At 69.7% G+C, this 15,170-nt stretch carries 16 protein-coding genes; 10 read left to right on the top strand and 6 right to left on the bottom strand.

Going from position 1 to position 15,170, the window contains the following annotated elements; genetic code table 11:
* Nucleotides 1-31 precede the first annotated feature (31 nt).
* On the bottom strand, nt 32-679 hold the full coding sequence (locus IFT51_RS03230) for a LysE family translocator (protein WP_192059016.1): 648 nt from the start codon (nt 677-679) through the stop codon (nt 32-34).
* 170 nt (nt 680-849) lie between these two features.
* Between IFT51_RS03230 and IFT51_RS03225 the strand changes: the two genes are divergently transcribed.
* The 3 genes from IFT51_RS03225 to IFT51_RS03215 all read left to right on the top strand — a co-directional run bounded on the left by IFT51_RS03225 (nt 850) and on the right by IFT51_RS03215 (nt 2,681).
* Nucleotides 850-1,509 carry a hypothetical protein gene (locus tag IFT51_RS03225; protein ID WP_192059014.1) on the top strand — a complete coding sequence of 220 codons (660 nt, stop codon included), beginning with the start codon at nt 850-852 and terminating at the stop codon, nt 1,507-1,509.
* Entirely contained in the window at nt 1,506-2,009 is a 504-nt protein-coding gene (locus tag IFT51_RS03220) for an RNA polymerase sigma factor (protein WP_192059012.1), read from the top strand. Before IFT51_RS03225 ends, IFT51_RS03220 begins: the two co-directional genes overlap by 4 nt.
* A 378-nt stretch (nt 2,010-2,387) precedes the next feature.
* Entirely contained in the window at nt 2,388-2,681 is a 294-nt protein-coding gene (locus tag IFT51_RS03215; RefSeq protein WP_192059010.1) for a hypothetical protein, read from the top strand.
* A gap of 129 nt (nt 2,682-2,810) precedes the next feature.
* Here IFT51_RS03215 and IFT51_RS03210 read toward each other — a convergent pair whose 3' ends face one another.
* The 3 genes from IFT51_RS03210 to IFT51_RS03200 form a co-directional block, all read right to left on the bottom strand.
* Nucleotides 2,811-3,656 (bottom strand): hypothetical protein, encoded by an 846-nt coding sequence (locus tag IFT51_RS03210; RefSeq protein ID WP_192059008.1) that lies wholly within the window; start codon nt 3,654-3,656, stop codon nt 2,811-2,813.
* A 2-nt stretch (nt 3,657-3,658) separates the two neighbouring features.
* A complete protein-coding gene (locus IFT51_RS03205) occupies nt 3,659-4,216 on the bottom strand; it encodes an RNA polymerase sigma factor (protein WP_192059006.1) in 558 nt (185 codons plus the stop codon).
* Nucleotides 4,217-4,341: 125 nt separating this feature from the next.
* A complete protein-coding gene (locus IFT51_RS03200; RefSeq protein ID WP_192059004.1) occupies nt 4,342-4,941 on the bottom strand; it encodes a TetR/AcrR family transcriptional regulator in 600 nt (199 codons plus the stop codon).
* A gap of 84 nt (nt 4,942-5,025) precedes the next feature.
* Between IFT51_RS03200 and IFT51_RS03195 the strand changes: the two genes are divergently transcribed.
* Nucleotides 5,026-5,691 (top strand): SDR family oxidoreductase, encoded by a 666-nt coding sequence (locus IFT51_RS03195; RefSeq protein WP_192059002.1) that lies wholly within the window; start codon nt 5,026-5,028, stop codon nt 5,689-5,691.
* A 62-nt stretch (nt 5,692-5,753) separates the two neighbouring features.
* Here the strand turns inward: IFT51_RS03195 and IFT51_RS03190 are convergent, their stop codons facing one another.
* Entirely contained in the window at nt 5,754-6,182 is a 429-nt protein-coding gene (locus tag IFT51_RS03190; protein ID WP_192059000.1) for a hypothetical protein, read from the bottom strand.
* A gap of 250 nt (nt 6,183-6,432) precedes the next feature.
* Here IFT51_RS03190 and IFT51_RS03185 point away from each other — a divergent pair, with 250 nt between their 5' ends.
* From IFT51_RS03185 to IFT51_RS03175, 3 genes are all read left to right on the top strand, one after another.
* Entirely contained in the window at nt 6,433-7,689 is a 1,257-nt protein-coding gene (locus IFT51_RS03185; protein WP_192058998.1) for an FAD-binding protein, read from the top strand.
* A complete protein-coding gene (locus IFT51_RS03180; RefSeq protein ID WP_244636784.1) occupies nt 7,682-8,653 on the top strand; it encodes an aldose 1-epimerase family protein in 972 nt (323 codons plus the stop codon). Before IFT51_RS03185 ends, IFT51_RS03180 begins: the two co-directional genes overlap by 8 nt.
* 63 nt (nt 8,654-8,716) lie before the next feature.
* Nucleotides 8,717-10,264 (top strand): LCP family protein, encoded by a 1,548-nt coding sequence (locus IFT51_RS03175; protein WP_371740663.1) that lies wholly within the window; start codon nt 8,717-8,719, stop codon nt 10,262-10,264.
* An 18-nt stretch (nt 10,265-10,282) separates the two neighbouring features.
* Here IFT51_RS03175 and IFT51_RS03170 read toward each other — a convergent pair whose 3' ends face one another.
* A complete protein-coding gene (locus tag IFT51_RS03170) occupies nt 10,283-10,594 on the bottom strand; it encodes a hypothetical protein (RefSeq protein WP_192058996.1) in 312 nt (103 codons plus the stop codon).
* Nucleotides 10,595-11,077: 483 nt separating this feature from the next.
* Between IFT51_RS03170 and chvE the strand changes: the two genes are divergently transcribed.
* From chvE to mmsB, 3 genes are all read left to right on the top strand, one after another.
* Nucleotides 11,078-12,205 carry a multiple monosaccharide ABC transporter substrate-binding protein gene (gene chvE / locus IFT51_RS03165; RefSeq protein WP_192058994.1) on the top strand — a complete coding sequence of 376 codons (1,128 nt, stop codon included), beginning with the start codon at nt 11,078-11,080 and terminating at the stop codon, nt 12,203-12,205.
* Nucleotides 12,206-12,320: 115 nt separating this feature from the next.
* On the top strand, nt 12,321-13,850 hold the full coding sequence (mmsA, locus tag IFT51_RS03160; RefSeq protein WP_197981772.1) for a multiple monosaccharide ABC transporter ATP-binding protein: 1,530 nt from the start codon (nt 12,321-12,323) through the stop codon (nt 13,848-13,850).
* Nucleotides 13,837-15,105 carry a multiple monosaccharide ABC transporter permease gene (gene mmsB / locus IFT51_RS03155; protein ID WP_192058989.1) on the top strand — a complete coding sequence of 423 codons (1,269 nt, stop codon included), beginning with the start codon at nt 13,837-13,839 and terminating at the stop codon, nt 15,103-15,105. Before mmsA ends, mmsB begins: the two co-directional genes overlap by 14 nt.
* Nucleotides 15,106-15,170 lie beyond the last annotated feature (65 nt).

Here is a 15,170-nt window from a genome sequence, read left to right as displayed (position 1 = left end):
GCCCTGTGTGCAGGTGCCCGATAGGGGGTCGCTATCCGGCCGTGGCCGGTGCAGGCGCGTCGAGGGCGAGCTTGACGCCGACGGCGCCGAGGAGGGTTCCGGTGGCCCATCGCTGCCATCGCATCCAGCTCGGTCGGCGGCGGAGGAAGACCGCGATGGACCCGGCGGCGACGATGATGCCGGCGTTGACGGCGAGGCTGACCGCGATCTGGACGGCCCCGAGCTGGAAGCCCTGGCCGACGACGCTGCCGGCGTTCTGGTCGACGAACTGGGGGATGAGGGCGAGGTACATGATCGCCGCCTTGGGGTTCAGCAGATTCGTCACGAGTCCCATTCGGAACAGCTTCGCGGCGGAGTCGCGGGGCAGGTCGCGGGTGTCGAAGACGGAGGCGCCACCGGGGCGGAGGGTCTTGTAGGCCAGCCAGAGCAGGTAGGCGGCACCGGCGATCTTCAGGGCCGTGTAAAGCCACGGGACGACGACGAACACTGCGGCGAGGCCGACGTTGGCCATGGTCATGTAGACGACGAACCCGCCCGCGGTACCGGCGAGCGAGACCAGACCCGCGCGCCGCCCCTGGCTGATGCTGCGCGAGACGAGGTACATCATGTTCGGGCCCGGAGTGAGCACCATGCCCAGGGCGACGAGGGCCATGGCGGAGGCAGCGGTCAGCGAGATCATGCCGGTGTCTTTCTCGAGGGTGCGGAGGCGGCGTCATCGGCACCCGTCGTGCTCCTAGCTTGGTGCACGCTCGACAACATCTCATGACGTGCCGCAAGGAGGTGGGCCGCGGGTATGGACATTTCTCCCTGAACCGGACACGTACAGGGTGAACCCACCTTGGAGGAGCTATGACCCACACCCCCGATCACCTCGACGTGCTCCTCGCCGACAGTGCACCCGCGGAGACGAGCGTCTCCCCAGCACTGCGCCACGACCTAGCACTCATGGCCATCGAGGCCCGATCTGCCCCGCGGCCTCGGCGTCGGCCGCTCCGAGTCGTCGCGACCGCGGGCATCGCAGCTCTGCTCGTCAGCGGAGCGGGCACGGCTGTCGCAGCCTCGGTGTTCGACTGGGCGCCGTGGGCCCAGGACCCTGATCTCGCCTATCCCTTCGTCCTGCCGAGTGGTCGCGCCTGCGAGGCGCGGGTCGCCGTCTACGACATCGAGAGCGTCGACAGCGACGGTGCCGTCACACGGTTCGACCCGGCGAACGACAGCGATTTCGCCCGCCACCTCCGAGACTCCGACCTCATCGACCAGGCCGATGTCGATGCATCCATCACGGAAGTGCGCCAGCGCGACACGAGCATCTCCTACGTCGCCGTTCTCCCGGGCGGGTACCTCGAGGACGTCCACGCCACAGCGTCCGGCCCCACCGAGGACGACGTCTACGCCGCGGCCGTGTCGAACGCCGTCCGCGACGTGCTCAACGCCGAGGCAGCCATGTTCGAGGGCGGCCACGACTACACCGCAGACGAGTCGATCCTCTGCGAGACGGTCACCCCGTGATCGGCGACCGCAAGCGCGCCCTGCGGTCGGCTCTGGAGGCCAGCTCGGTCGACCTGCTGTCCTACCTGCGCCGGCGCACGGATTCTGACGACGCGCCGGACCTGCTGGGCGAGACATTCGTCGTCGCCTGGCGCCGCCTCGATGACCTGCCCGAGGAGCCCATGGGGGCTCGGATGTGGCTCTTCGGCATCGCCCGCGGCGTTCTGCTCAACCACGCGCGAGGCGTGCACCGGCGGTGGGCGCTCGCTGATCGCCTCCGCGGGCACGCCGCCCTCACGTCGACCACAGCACCACCAGCAGATGAGCACCTCGAAGTCAGGGACGCGATCTCACGTCTCGAACCGGACATGGCGGAGCTGATCCGTCTCGTGCACTGGGATGGTTTCAGGATCACCGACGCAGCCCAGGTCATGGGCATCCCGGCATCGACCGCACGGAGCCGATATCAGCGCGCCAAGGAACTGCTACGCCTCGCCCTCGATCCCGCGGTCGCTCCATGAGGTCGAGCCCTCGAGCCCTCGATGAGCTCGGCAACGGCCAGTCGGCACGTCGTGAGGGGACCGGTACCGTGAGCGCATGACGGCGAGTTCCCTGCGATGAGGCTGCCCCGATGGAGCCAGCGGTCTCGCCCGACCACTCCGACCGGTCCAGCCACGATCTCCTACCCGGAGCTGCCCACGCCTGCCGCGGCCGCCGCGTTCGCCCAGTGCGAGAGCCGCCTCATCTATGAGGCCTGGTTCGCAGAGGCGAGGGCCCGAGACCTGAACGGACTCGGCGCAGCTTCGCCGAGCTTCGTCGTCCCGTGGCTCGTCTCGCCCACGCGGGCCTCGAGCGGAGTCGCGGAGGACACGAAGGGGAGGGGGCCTTCGCGTGGCGACATGCAGGAGGTCATCGACTGGCTCGTCCTCGCTGGTGCGCTGCGTCCGTTGCCAGAGTCCCAGCGTGCCGAACTCGTCCGAGCGGGCGAAGCTCAGCGTGTGGCACGCGATCCCGAGGGCCGCTTCCGTTCCCTCGAGCCCGAACACGCGGCAGCGTTCGAGGCCTTCCGCCGAGAGGAGGACCGTGATTCGTGGGAGGTCATCCCGGACGTGATGGTCGAGGTCTACCCGGAGCTGCGGACCACGAAGACCAAGACCGCCTGGGGGGATCTGCCAGGCCCCGAGCGCCCCTGAGGCGCCGGTGACCCGAGCGTGCGCCGCGTGAGCGCGCGGCGCGCAAGCGTCACTCCCCGTCGCCCTGCATCTCCGACGCGTCGCCGTCGGCGCACTCGGACACGGCGGAGATGCTGTAGCTGCGACTCGCTACCGCGGCAGCGTCGGCTCGGCGTCGTCGATGACGGTGCCGTCACGCATCGTCAAGCTGTACGTCAGAGAGGGGGCTGGCCCGCCGTTGCCCTCAGTCTCGTCGCCGAACGCGCGACCTGGCCACCAGGCGACGAAGCGCCCGTCGTCGACCGTGGCCTGCACGGTCTGGCCGTCGGCATCGACGATCGTCACCGCGGCGACGTCGGACCCGACGTCGCCGACGTTGAACGACACCGTCGGCCGGGCCCAGAGGCCGAACAGCCCGCCGCCGCCGAATTGACTGATGGATCCGTCGGTGAACTGACCACCGATCGGTACGGCGCCCTGTCCGCCGCTGCTTCCCCACGTCAGCGACTCGGCGTGATCGCTTCCGGTCGGAAGGTGCATCAGGCAGCTCGTCGTCGCGGGGACTTCAGTGTTCATCTCGCCATCGATGACGACGCCGACCCATTCTCCGCGACGCTCCGCGAGCAGAGGCCGGGCCGACTTCAAGCCGCCGTCCGATTGGAGGCAGGCGGTGACCGCGATCGTGCGCTCGGCCTCGGTGAGGGTGCTCGGCACGGGGGTCCACGACGCGTAGGCGGGGTCGGGCCGCGTGACTGTCGGCACGATCACGAGAGCGCCGATCGCGATGACGGCCACGGCCGAAAGGGCCAGCCATCGGGTCTTCGGAGTCGGTCCGAGCGGGGAGACGCGCGGGGGAGCAGCGGGCGTGCCCGAGGGGTTCGCGGCGAGGATCTGCTCGAGCCGTGCCTCGGCCCGCCGGCGGGATGCCTCGTCGGGGGTCCGCCGCGGCGCGGCGTCCAGGGTTCGCAGGGTGCGGAAGAGGGTGTCGTCGTGCATGGTCAGGACTCCGTCGCAGTCGTGGTTCGGAAGATCGCCGAGGAGGCGGGGGTGTCGATCAGACGTCGGAGGGCGCCGCGGGCACGGTGCAGTCTGATCCGGTAGGCGGCCGCCGAGATGCCCAGCACCCGGCCGGCCTCCGCCGAGGAAAGGTCGTCCCAGATCGCGAGGGACAGCGCCTCCTGCTGGTCGGGGAGGAGTCGCGGCCATGCCGCCTGCAGATCGAGTCGGAGCGAGACTTCACGGTCGACTGCTTCGGTGTCGGTGTCGTCACGCTCGGCCGCCAGGCGGATCGGCAGCGCGTCGCGCCGGGCGGCCCAGCGTCGATCGCTCAGGAGGCAGTTGCGTGCGGTGGTGAACAGCCACGCACGAGCGGCTCCGTGCTCGACGGGGATGTCGTCGAGTCGACGCCACGCCACCAGGAAGGCCTCGTGGGCGACGTCGTCGGCGACTTCCGGTCCGGCCCGTCGGTGGACGAAACGCACGACGTCAGCGTGGGTCGTCTCGTAGAGGTCGCGGAACCGACTCGCACGGAGCGTGTCGTCTGAAGGGGGTCTCATACCTATGACATGTCTGACAGGAGGCGGGTGTTACCGGCAGCTTGGCAGGAACGAGTGTCAGAGGGAGGCCTTCGTCGATGTGCGCTTCGAAGGCTCGATGAGGCGCCGGGCCTTGCTGACTCGAGCTAGTCGGTCCAGGCCGCAGCAAGACCACGATCGACGACACGCCTCCAACCGTCGGGCGCTGCAGGATCGCGGCTCGCCGTCCCGGCCATCCAGAGCACGGCCATGAGGTCGTCGGGGGTGAAGTCTTCCGACAGCGCGCCCGCGGTGTGGGCGTTCTCGACCAGTTCCTTCCCGAGTGCCGTCGATCGCTCGCAGGCGGTGATGAGTGCGGTGGCGTCCGGGTATCGCCGGAGCATGGCGTCGTTCATGACGGGGTCGCTGAGCTGCAGGTCGATCATCTCCGAGATGAACGTCTCCAGCTGTCCGCGCGGGGACTGCTGGCTCAGAGTCCTCTCGGTCAGGACCATCAGCTTCTCGCCCGCGACGGCAGGCACGACTGCATCGATCAGTGCCTCCCTCGAGCCCACCCGGTTGTAGAGCGTCCCGATGCTCACACCGGCCTCACGGGCGATGTCCTCCAGCGGCGCGGACAGCCCGCGGCTCGAGAACACCGCGAGGGCAGCCGTGTGCAGCTTCTCGAGGTTCGCCTGCGCGTCACGGCGAAGGCCCGGGGTCTTTTTCACGGCAACTCCACTGGATATTGAGGGTGGTCTCAACATAAGCTGGCGCTTGATTGAGGACGACCTCAACTTATCTCACCAGCACGACGCCCCGACGACCGACGGGCCACGGAAGGAAGCACCATGCCTCTCATCACCATCATCGGAGCGGGCCCCGGCCTGGGCCTCGAGATCGCTCGCGCCTTCGGGCGGAAGGGCTTCGACGTCGCCCTCGTCGCCCGCGACCAGGCCAAGCTCGACACCCTCGCGAAGACCCTCGAGAGTGAAGGCGTCCGTGCCCAGGGGTTCACCGCCGACGTCAGCCGCCCCGAGACGATCACGAGCGCCCTCACCGAGATCAAGGGCACCCTCGGCCCGATCGACGTCCTCGAGTTCTCACCCGCCGACCCGAGCCTGGCGCCCGTCGACGTCCTCGACGTCACGATGGAGAACCTGCAGCCGCAGATCGACTTCTACCTCGGCGGAGCCCTCGCCTCCGTCGGATGGGTGCTGCCCGACATGATCGAGGCCGGGAACGGAACGGTCCTGGTCACCACCGGGGGCGGGTCGATCAGTCCGATGCCCTTCCTCGGCAACGTCAACATCGCCGCCGCGGGTCTTCGGAACTGGACTCTGAACCTCCACGACTCACTCGCCGAGAAGGGCGTCTACGTCGCCCACGTCGGGATCACCGCCCTCATCGGAGCCGGCCACCCCGACGCCGAGCCCGACATGATCGCCCAGGCCTACGTGAAGCTGTACGACGAGCGTCAGGCTGCCGAGCTGCACCACGTCGCGTACGACGGTTGACGCGTCCGACAGCCCCGGGTGCTGCGCGCGTGCCGAATCCGACCGCCTGCGGCGGTGCGCGATCAGCCGGCGAGGCCCCGGTACCGGGCGGGGATCGGCGGGACGCGCAACCAGGAGGCGCGGCGCACGCCGTCGGGCGACGTCCAGTCGACGAAGACCGTACCGAGCGAGACCAGGGCGGCGAGCGACTCGGGCGACGCGATGCCCACCGACGATCCCCGGCGCAGGCGCGCGGTGCCCACGGTCGAGTCGTCGGGCAGGCGGACCTCCACGAGCCGGGGGTCGTCTCCGCCGATCGACCGCAGCACGAGGCAGCTGCCGGCGGCCACCGAGCGGTCGTCCGAGGCCTGCGGCGCGTCGAGGTAGGTGAGGTAGAAGCGGGGGGACCTCCGGAGGCGCGGGGCGCGTTCCGAACGGATCCTCCCGAGGGTCCGCGGGGCCCGGTGGACGACGTCGGACGGCTGATCCGTGCCGGATGCGGCGGTGTCCATCGTGATCGTCCCCTGGTCGTCTCGGTCGCCGGCGATCCCTCGCGTGGCGTCCCGTTCCAGACAACCCGCTCACGGCCGATCGGACCATGCCCGCCCTCTCCCCAGTGAGGGGGGTCGCGCCTCCCCAGTCCGGGGGGTCCGCCGCGTGTCGTCCCCGGGTCGCTTCGCTCGCGGGGCACGCATGTGAGCGCTCACTCCGTGGGGGCGTCGAGGTCTAGAGTGAACGGGCAACCGAGCCGAAGGAGTCCCGATGCACAACTGGGCCGCCAACGTCGAGTACTCGACGACAGACCTGCGCCGTCCCACCACCGTCGACGAGGTGAGCGACGTCGTCACCTCCTCCCGCAGGGTGAAGGCCCTCGGCTCGCGGCATTCGTTCAACCGGGTCGCCGACACCGACGGCACGCTCGTGTCGCTCGACCGGCTCGACGTGCCGATCGAGCTCGACGCCGAGGCGGGCACCGTCCGCGTCGGGGCCGGTACGACCCACGCCGTCCTGGCCGCCGAGCTGCAGCGGCACGGTCGCGCGCTGCCGAACCTCGCCTCGCTGCCGCACATCTCGGTCGCCGGTGCCGTACAGACCGGCACGCACGGCTCGGGGGTCGGCAACCCGGCCCTGTCCGCCTCCGTCGCCGCCGTCGAGATCGTCCGGGCCGACGGCTCGCTCGAGGTCGTCCGACGTGGCGACGACGCCTTCGAGGCCTCCGTCGTCGGTCTCGGCGCTCTCGGTGTCGTCACGGCCCTCGTGCTCGACACGGTGCCGACCTTCGACGTCGTGCAGACCGTCCACTCCGCGCTGCCCTGGCGGACGGCTCTCGACCGCTTCGACGACGTGGTCGGCAACGCCTACAGCGTCAGCCTCTTCACGCGCTACACGGGCGACTCCGTCGACCAGGTGTGGTCGAAGTCCCGCGTCGGCGACCCGGTCGGCCTCGATCTCGCCGACCTCGGCGCCGTTCCCGCCGAGGTCGCCGTGCACATGCTGCCCGACACCGCGGCCGACGCCGTCACGCCTCAGCTCGGGGTGCCCGGCCCCTGGCTCGACCGCCTGCCGCACTTCCGCGCCGACTTCACCCCGAGCGCGGGGGAGGAGATCCAGAGCGAGTACCTGGTGCCCGCAGAGCACGCCGTGGCCGCGGTCGAGGCCCTGCGCGCCATCGGTCACCGCTTCGCCGACGTCCTGTTCGTCAGCGAGATCCGCACCATCGCGGCGGACGACGCCTGGCTGAGCCCGAGCGGCGGTCGCGCCAGCGTCGCGTTCCACTTCACCTGGCGGCGACTCGCCGACGAGGTCCTCGCTGTGCTGCCCTTCGTCGAGGAGGCGCTGGCCCCGTTCGACGCGCGCCCGCACTGGGGCAAGGTGGCTACGCTCGACCGCGCGACGCTGCGTGAGCGCTACCCGCGACTCGACGACTTCGCCGCGCACGCCCGTGCCGTCGACCCCGACGGCCGGTTCCGCAACGAGCACCTGTCTCGCACCGTCTTGGAAGAGGCCCCCCTTGACTGACCCGACCCGCACCTCCTCGTCCGCCTCGCTCGCGGGGTCGGCCTCGACCCTGCCCGTCAGCGGTTCGGCGAGCACCATCGAGCACGGGCCCTACCGGGCGGAGATCGCCGGGGTCGGGGCGACGCTGCGCGTGCTGACGCACGAGGGGCGCGACCTCGTGGTGCCCTTCGGCGTCGACGAGGTCAGGCCGCTCTACCGCGGCGCGCTGCTCGCACCGTGGCCCAACCGCGTGGTCGACGGCACGTACGACGACGAGGGCGTCGAGCGGCAGCTGCCGATCACCGAGGCCGAGCGCGGTCACGCCCTGCACGGGCTGGTCCAGTGGGCCGAGTGGGCGGTCGAGCACCACACCCCCGACCGCGTCGTCCTGGCCACGCAGCTCGCGCCGAGCGACGGCTACCCGTACCGCCTCGACCTCCGGGTCGAGTACCTGCTCGACGACGACGGGCTGCGCACCACGGTGCTCGCGCTCAACGCCGGGACGGGTCGCGCCCCCTACGGCGTCGCCCCGCACCCCTACCTCGTGGCCGGAGACGGACGCGTCGACGACTGGACCCTCACCCTCGCCGCCGACAGCTACCTCGAGGTGACCGACGACCGCCTGGTGCCGCTCGGCGTGCACGGGGTCTCCGAGCGCGACGGGTTCGACTTCCGTGAGGGGCGTCAGATCGGCGACCTCTTCGTCGACCACGCCTTCACCGACGTCGCGGCCGCGCCCGGCGGACTGCAGGAGGCGCGGGTCACCGCCGCAGACGGCCGCGGCGTCCGCATGAGCTGGGGCCCCGAGCTGCCGTGGGTGCAGGTGCACACGGGCGACCGGCCCGAACCCGAGAACCACCGCCGCGGGCTCGCCGTCGAGCCGATGACCTGCCCGCCCGACGCGTTCACGAGCGGCATCGACCTCGTCCGTCTCGGCCCGGGCGAGTCGCACGAGGCGGGCTGGCGCATCGCGGCCGTCGTCTGACCCGTCGGGTCATCCGCACGGGATCGTCAGGAACCCTCGCCGGTCGTCTGGTTACCATCGAGTGTGAGCAGACGACCCGGACGATACGACGAGACGGCGCCCCACGAGGGCGGCGACGCCGCCGCGACGGACGGGCGCACGCCCCCCAGGCATGCGAGGGCCCGTCGCCGACGAGTGGTGGTGCTGCCCGCCGTCGCGGGCGTGATGGCGGCGCTGCTGCTCCTCACCGGCGGGTACGCCGCCTACAGCTACAACCGCTTCGTGGGCGGGGTCACGACCGTCGACGCCATCCCCTCTCCGGGCGGCGGCGGGAGCGACGACAGCGACGACGTCGACGGCGTGGCCCAGAACATCCTCCTGGTCGGCGACGACCACCGGCCCGACAACGCCACCCCCGAAGAGCTCGCCCTGCTCAGCACGGACTCCGACGGCGGGGCGACCAACACCGACACGATGATCGTGCTGCACATCCCGGCCGATGGCGCGAGCGCCACCATGATCTCGATGCCCCGCGACTCGTACGTCGACATCCCCGGCTACGGCAAGAACAAGCTGAACGCCGCGTTCTCCCTCGGCAAGCAGAGCGGCGGCAGCGATGCGGCCGGCGCCCAGCTGCTCATCCAGACCGTGCAGAACCTCACCGGCCTCACGATGGACCACTACGTGCGGGTGTCGCTGATCGGCTTCTACCGCGTGGTCGACGCCCTCGGGCCGGTCGACGTGTGCCTCAACCAGGCGGCGGTCGACAGCTTCTCGGGGGTGAACCTGCCCGCCGGCGTCTCCACGCTCGACGCCAAGCAGGCGCTGTCGTTCGTGCGGCAGCGGCACGGGCTGCCCGGCGGCGACCTCGACCGGCAGGTGCGCCAGCAGTACTTCCTCAGCGTCGAGGCCCGCAAGATCCTCTCGGCCGGCACCCTCCTGAACCCCGCCAAGCTCGGTTCCGTGCTCGACGCCGTCAGCTCGTCGATGGAGACCGACGCGGGGCTGAACTTCCTGCAGCTCGCCAACCAGGTCAGAGACCTCCGCCCCGAGAACGTCCGCTCGGCCACCATCCCGATCCTCGGCACGCCCACGGTCTACGTCGGCGGCAGCGCGCTGTCGGTCGTCGAGGTCGACGAGGGCGCCATGCCCGCGTTCATCCAGGGTCTCGTCGGTCCGCCCCAGGCGTACACCGACGCGACGGCGGCGGCTCCGGCCGACGTGTCGGTCAGCGTGGCCAACGCCAGCGGCGTGACCGGCGCCGCCACCGTGGCCACCGACGCGCTCGCCGCGGCGGGCTTCGTCACGGCGGCACCGGCCTCGGCCGAGTCGACGGCGGCCACGGTCGTCAACTACCCCGCCGGGCAGGAGGCCCAGGCGAAGGCCGTCGCGGCGTACCTGCCGGGTGCCGTCGCCGTGGCCTCCAGTCAGGTGACGAGCGTCACGGTCGTGCTGGGCACCGACGGCGTCACCGTGCAGGCCCCCGCAGTCGCTCCCGCTCCCGAGACTCCCGCCGAGACCGCGGCCCCCGACGCCCCCGAGACCGAGACCCCCGAGACCACCGCCCCCGAGCCCGCCCCCAGCCCGTCCCCCGTGGGCACCAGCTACGCGGCCGGCGCCTGCATCAACTGACTCCGGGCGCCGCTCCGGCTAGGCGGGCATCTGCGCGACGGCGTCGATCTGCCACGTCGTCGCCGAGACCGAGCCGGCCGACAGCCGGTTCAACGCCCCCTCGAGCGCACGTCGCGTGCGGCGTGCCGAGAGCTCGTCTCGCACCACCATGTCGAACCGCAGCATCTCGGTCGACTCGGTGAGCAGCACGGTGCCCGCGTCGGCGAGCTGCACGAGGTACTGACCCTCGCCGACCCTGGCCGCGACATGCTCGGACAGCAGCCGCCGCGACAGCCAGAACAGGCCCGCGGGGTCGTGCGCGGTGTGGACGGTGACCGTCGCGGTGATCATGGGCACACTGTGCCGTGCCTTCCGCTCAGCGACGTGAACGGCATGTGGCGAGCGTGTTAACCGCGCCGGGGGACAGCCGACTTGACACGCGCCTGCGCAGCGCGCATCATTGGCGAGCGCTCGGATGTGAGCGCTCACATTGGAAGCAGTCCCTGACGAAGAGGTCACCTGTGTACACCTGCATCACCACCCGACACGAGAGTCGCCGACCGCTTTCGGCGACCGTCTCATCCCCGCCTCCCTCCCGCGGCACGTCCTCGCGCCTCCTCGGCTGACGTCGGCCGCCTCCCGCGCGGCCATCGCATCCTCCCCGCCCCGGATCCCGGGGCGGCAGCGACCCGAGGCGCCCGTCACCTCGTCTCGCCACCCGCACCCTCCTGCCCGTGTGACCGGTCACTCAGACCCGTCCGCAGAGTCACCCACCCCCTCCCACCGTCATCGACGACGTCGTCGAGATGACACGGACACCGAAGGAATCACACAGTGAAGAACAAGAAGCTCCTCTCCGGCATCGTCGCCGTCGGACTCGTCGCATCGCTGGCCGCCTGCTCGGGCGGCGGCCGCGGCGCCGACGCCGGCAGCGGCGACAGCGGCGGCGACAACTCGGGCGCCCTCGTCGGCGTCGCGATGCCCACCAAGGTCTCCGAGCGCTGGATCAAGGACGGCGACGCCGTCAAGAGCGCCCTGGAGGACAAGGGCTACAAGGTCGACCTCGAGTACGCCGACAACAAGATCCCCCAGCAGGTCCAGCAGGTCAGCAACATGATCACCAAGGGCGCCAAGGTGCTCATCGTCGCCTCGATCGACGGCGGCTCGCTGAGCGACCAGCTCGACTCGGCCGCCAAGGCCGGCATCAAGGTCATCTCGTACGACCGCCTCCTGACGGGCAACGAGAACGTCGACTACTACGTGTCGTTCGACAACTACAAGGTGGGCGTCGACCAGGCGACCAGCCTGCTGACCGGTCTCGGCCTCGCCGACGCCGACGGCGCCAAGATCGACGGCGCCGAGAAGAAGACCATCGAGGTCTTCGCCGGCAGCCCCGACGACAACAACGCGACCTTCTTCTTCAACGGCGCGATGGACACCCTGAAGCCCTACATCGAAGACGGCTCGCTGACCATCGGCTCCGGCCAGGACCAGTTCACGCAGGCCGCCACGCAGCAGTGGGACCCCGCGACCGCCAAGGCCCGCATGCAGAACCTGATCGCCTCGACCTACTCGGGCGGAACCAAGCTCGACGGCGTGCTGTCGCCCTACGACGGCATCTCGATCGGCATCATCTCGGCGCTGCAGGGTGCCGGCTACTCCGACGCCGACCTCCCCGTCGTCACCGGTCAGGACGCCGAGGCCGCCTCGGTCAAGTCGATCATCGCCGGTCAGCAGTACTCGACCATCTACAAGGACACCCGTCAGCTCGCCGACCAGTCCGTGATCATGGCCGACGACCTCCTCAAGGGCGACACCCCCGAGACGAACGACGACAAGACGTACGACAACGGCGAGAAGGTCGTCCCGACGTTCCTCTTCCAGCCGACCATCGTCACCGAGGACAACTACAAGGAGGTCCTCGTCGACAGCGGCTACTTCACCGAGGCCGACCTGAAGTAGGTCCCTCCCGAGAACGCAGGAGGCGCGGCGCACCCGCACCGCGCCTCCTGCGCTCCATCGCTCCACCTCACCCCAGGCACGAAAGAAGGAACACGTGGCGAACACGATCCTCGAGATGCGCGACATCACGAAGACGTTCCCCGGCGTCAAGGCACTGCAGAACGTCACGCTGGAGGTCGAGCGCGGCCAGGTCCACGCGATCTGCGGCGAGAACGGCGCCGGCAAGTCGACGCTGATGAAGGTGCTGTCGGGGGTCTACCCGTCAGGGTCCTTCGACGGTCAGATCATGCTCGACGGCCAGCCCGTCGACTTCAAGAACATCAACGACTCCGAGGCCGCGGGCGTCGTCATCATCCACCAGGAGCTGGCGCTCAGCCCCTTCCTGTCGATCGCCGAGAACATCTTCCTCGGCAACGAGCAGTCCAAGGGCGGCTTCATCGACTGGAACAAGACAAACCTCGACGCGGCCGGTCTGCTGGCCCGCGTGGGTCTCCGCGACAACCCGGTCACCAAGGTGACGGACATCGGCGTCGGCAAGCAGCAGCTGGTCGAGATCGCCAAGGCGCTGTCGAAGAAGGTCAAGCTGCTCATCCTCGACGAGCCGACCGCGGCGCTGAACGACGACGACTCGGCCCACCTGCTCGACCTCATCAAGAGCCTGCAGGGCCAGGGCATCACCTCGATCATCATCAGTCACAAGCTGAACGAGATCAAGGAGATCGCCGACAAGGTCACGATCATCCGCGACGGCAAGACCATCGAGACCCTCGACATGCACGCCGGTGAGGTCTCCGAAGACCGCATCATCAAGGGCATGGTCGGCCGCGACCTCGAGAGCCGCTACCCGTCGCACGAGTCGACCATCGGCGACGAGCTGCTGCGCATCGAGGACTGGACCGTCCACCACCCGCTCGATTCGAGCCGCGAGATCATCCACCAGGCCAACCTGAACGTGCGCGCCGGCGAGATCGTCGGGATCGCGGGCCTGATGGGCGCGGGTCGCACCGAGCTCGCGATGAGCGTCTTCGGCCACAGCTACGGCACCGGCATCTCGGGCACCGTCTACAAGCGCGGCGAGCCGATCAAGATCAACACGGTGAGCAAGGCCATCGCGGCCGGTCTCGCCTACGCCACCGAAGACCGCAAGAAGTACGGTCTCAACCTGATCGACGACATCACGCGCAACGTCTCGGGCTCGGCCCTCGGCAAACTCGCGAACTGGGGTTTCGTCAACCGGTCCGAAGAGAGCACGGTCGCCGAGCGCTACCGCAAGAGCATGAACATCAAGGCGCCGAACGTGGCGGCCGTGACGGGCAAGCTCTCGGGCGGCAACCAGCAGAAGGTCGTGCTGTCGAAGTGGATGTACGCCGACCCCGACGTGCTCATCCTCGACGAACCCACGCGCGGCATCGACGTCGGCGCGAAGTACGAGATCTACACGATCATCAACCAGCTCGCGGACGCCGGCAAGGGAGTGATCGTCATCTCGAGCGAGCTGCCCGAGCTGCTCGGCATCTGCGACCGCATCTACACCCTCTCGGAGGGGCGCATCACGGCCGACGTGCCGATCGCCGAGGCGACCCCCGAGTTCCTCCTGAAGTACATGACCCTCGAACGAGAGAGCCCCGTCAATGAGCGCGCCTAGCCCCACCCAGGCCACCGACCCGAAGCCCACCGGCGGGTCGCCGTCGTCCCGTCAGCCGCAGTCCGGCTCCGGTGGCAACCCGATCGTCGGTGCGTTCTCGTACCTCGGCGGCCAGCTGCGCCAGATCGGCCTCTTCATCGCGCTGATCGTCATCGTGCTGTTCTTCCAGATCACGACCAACGGCATCACCCTGGCGCCGATCAACGTCTCGAACCTGATCGTCCAGAACAGCTACATCCTGATCCTCGCAATCGGCATGGTGATGGTCATCATCGCCGGTCACATCGACCTCTCGGTGGGGTCGATCGTGGCCTTCACCGGTGCCATGGCCGGCGTCATGATCACGCAGTGGGGTCTGCCCTGGCCCGTCGCCGTGGTGCTCTGCCTCGTGCTCGGCGGCCTGGTCGGCGCCTGGCAGGGGTTCTGGATCGCCTACTTCGGCATACCGGCGTTCATCGTCACCCTGGCGGGCATGCTCGCCTTCCGCGGTGCCGCCCAGATCGCCCTGCAGACGCAGCAGATCTCGCCGTTCCCCCAGGGGTTCCGCGACATCGGCTCCGGGTTCCTCCCGACGTTCGGCACGACCGGCTACGAGCCGCTCACCCTGGTGCTCGGCGCCATCGCGGCGGTGGCGCTGATCGGCACGGGCCTCCGCGGTCGTGCCACGCGTCGCAAGTACCAGCTCGAGGACGAGCCGTTCCTGTGGTTCGTCACGAAGCTCGTCTTCACGGTCGCGCTCGTCATGTACATCGGGTTCCTGCTCGCCAGCTACTCGGGCACCCCGATCGTCCTCGTGGTCCTCGCCGTCCTCGTCGTCGTCTACTCGACGGTCATGAAGAACTCGGTCTTCGGCCGCCACGTCTACGCCATCGGCGGCAACCTGCACGCGGCCGAGCTGTCGGGCATCAAGACCAAGCGCGTCACGTTCCTGCTGTTCGTCAACATGGGCGTCATCTCGGCTCTGGCCGGCCTGGTCTTCACCGGTCAGCTGAACCTGGCCAGCGGCAACGCCGGCAACGGCTTCGAGCTCGACGCGATCGCCGCCGTCTTCATCGGCGGTGCGGCGGTCACCGGCGGCATCGGCACCGTCACCGGCGCCATCGTCGGCGGTCTGATCATCGGCATCCTGAACAACGGCATGTCGATCCTCGGTGTCGGCACGGAGTACCAGTCGCTCATCAAGGGCCTGGTGCTGCTCGCCGCCGTCGCGTTCGACGTCTTCAACAAGCGTCGCGCCGCCTCGGCCACCAAGTAGCGAGAGCGACCCCCTCAGGAGGCGCGGTTCCCGATCACGGGAGCCGCGCCTCCTCGTCGTCCGGG

It is taken from the genome of Frigoribacterium sp. CFBP 13712 (assembly GCF_014842255.1).
Lineage (GTDB): Bacteria > Actinomycetota > Actinomycetes > Actinomycetales > Microbacteriaceae > Frigoribacterium.
Note: the sequence above shows the minus strand (reverse complement) of the source record. Positions and strands in the feature narration are given on the sequence as shown.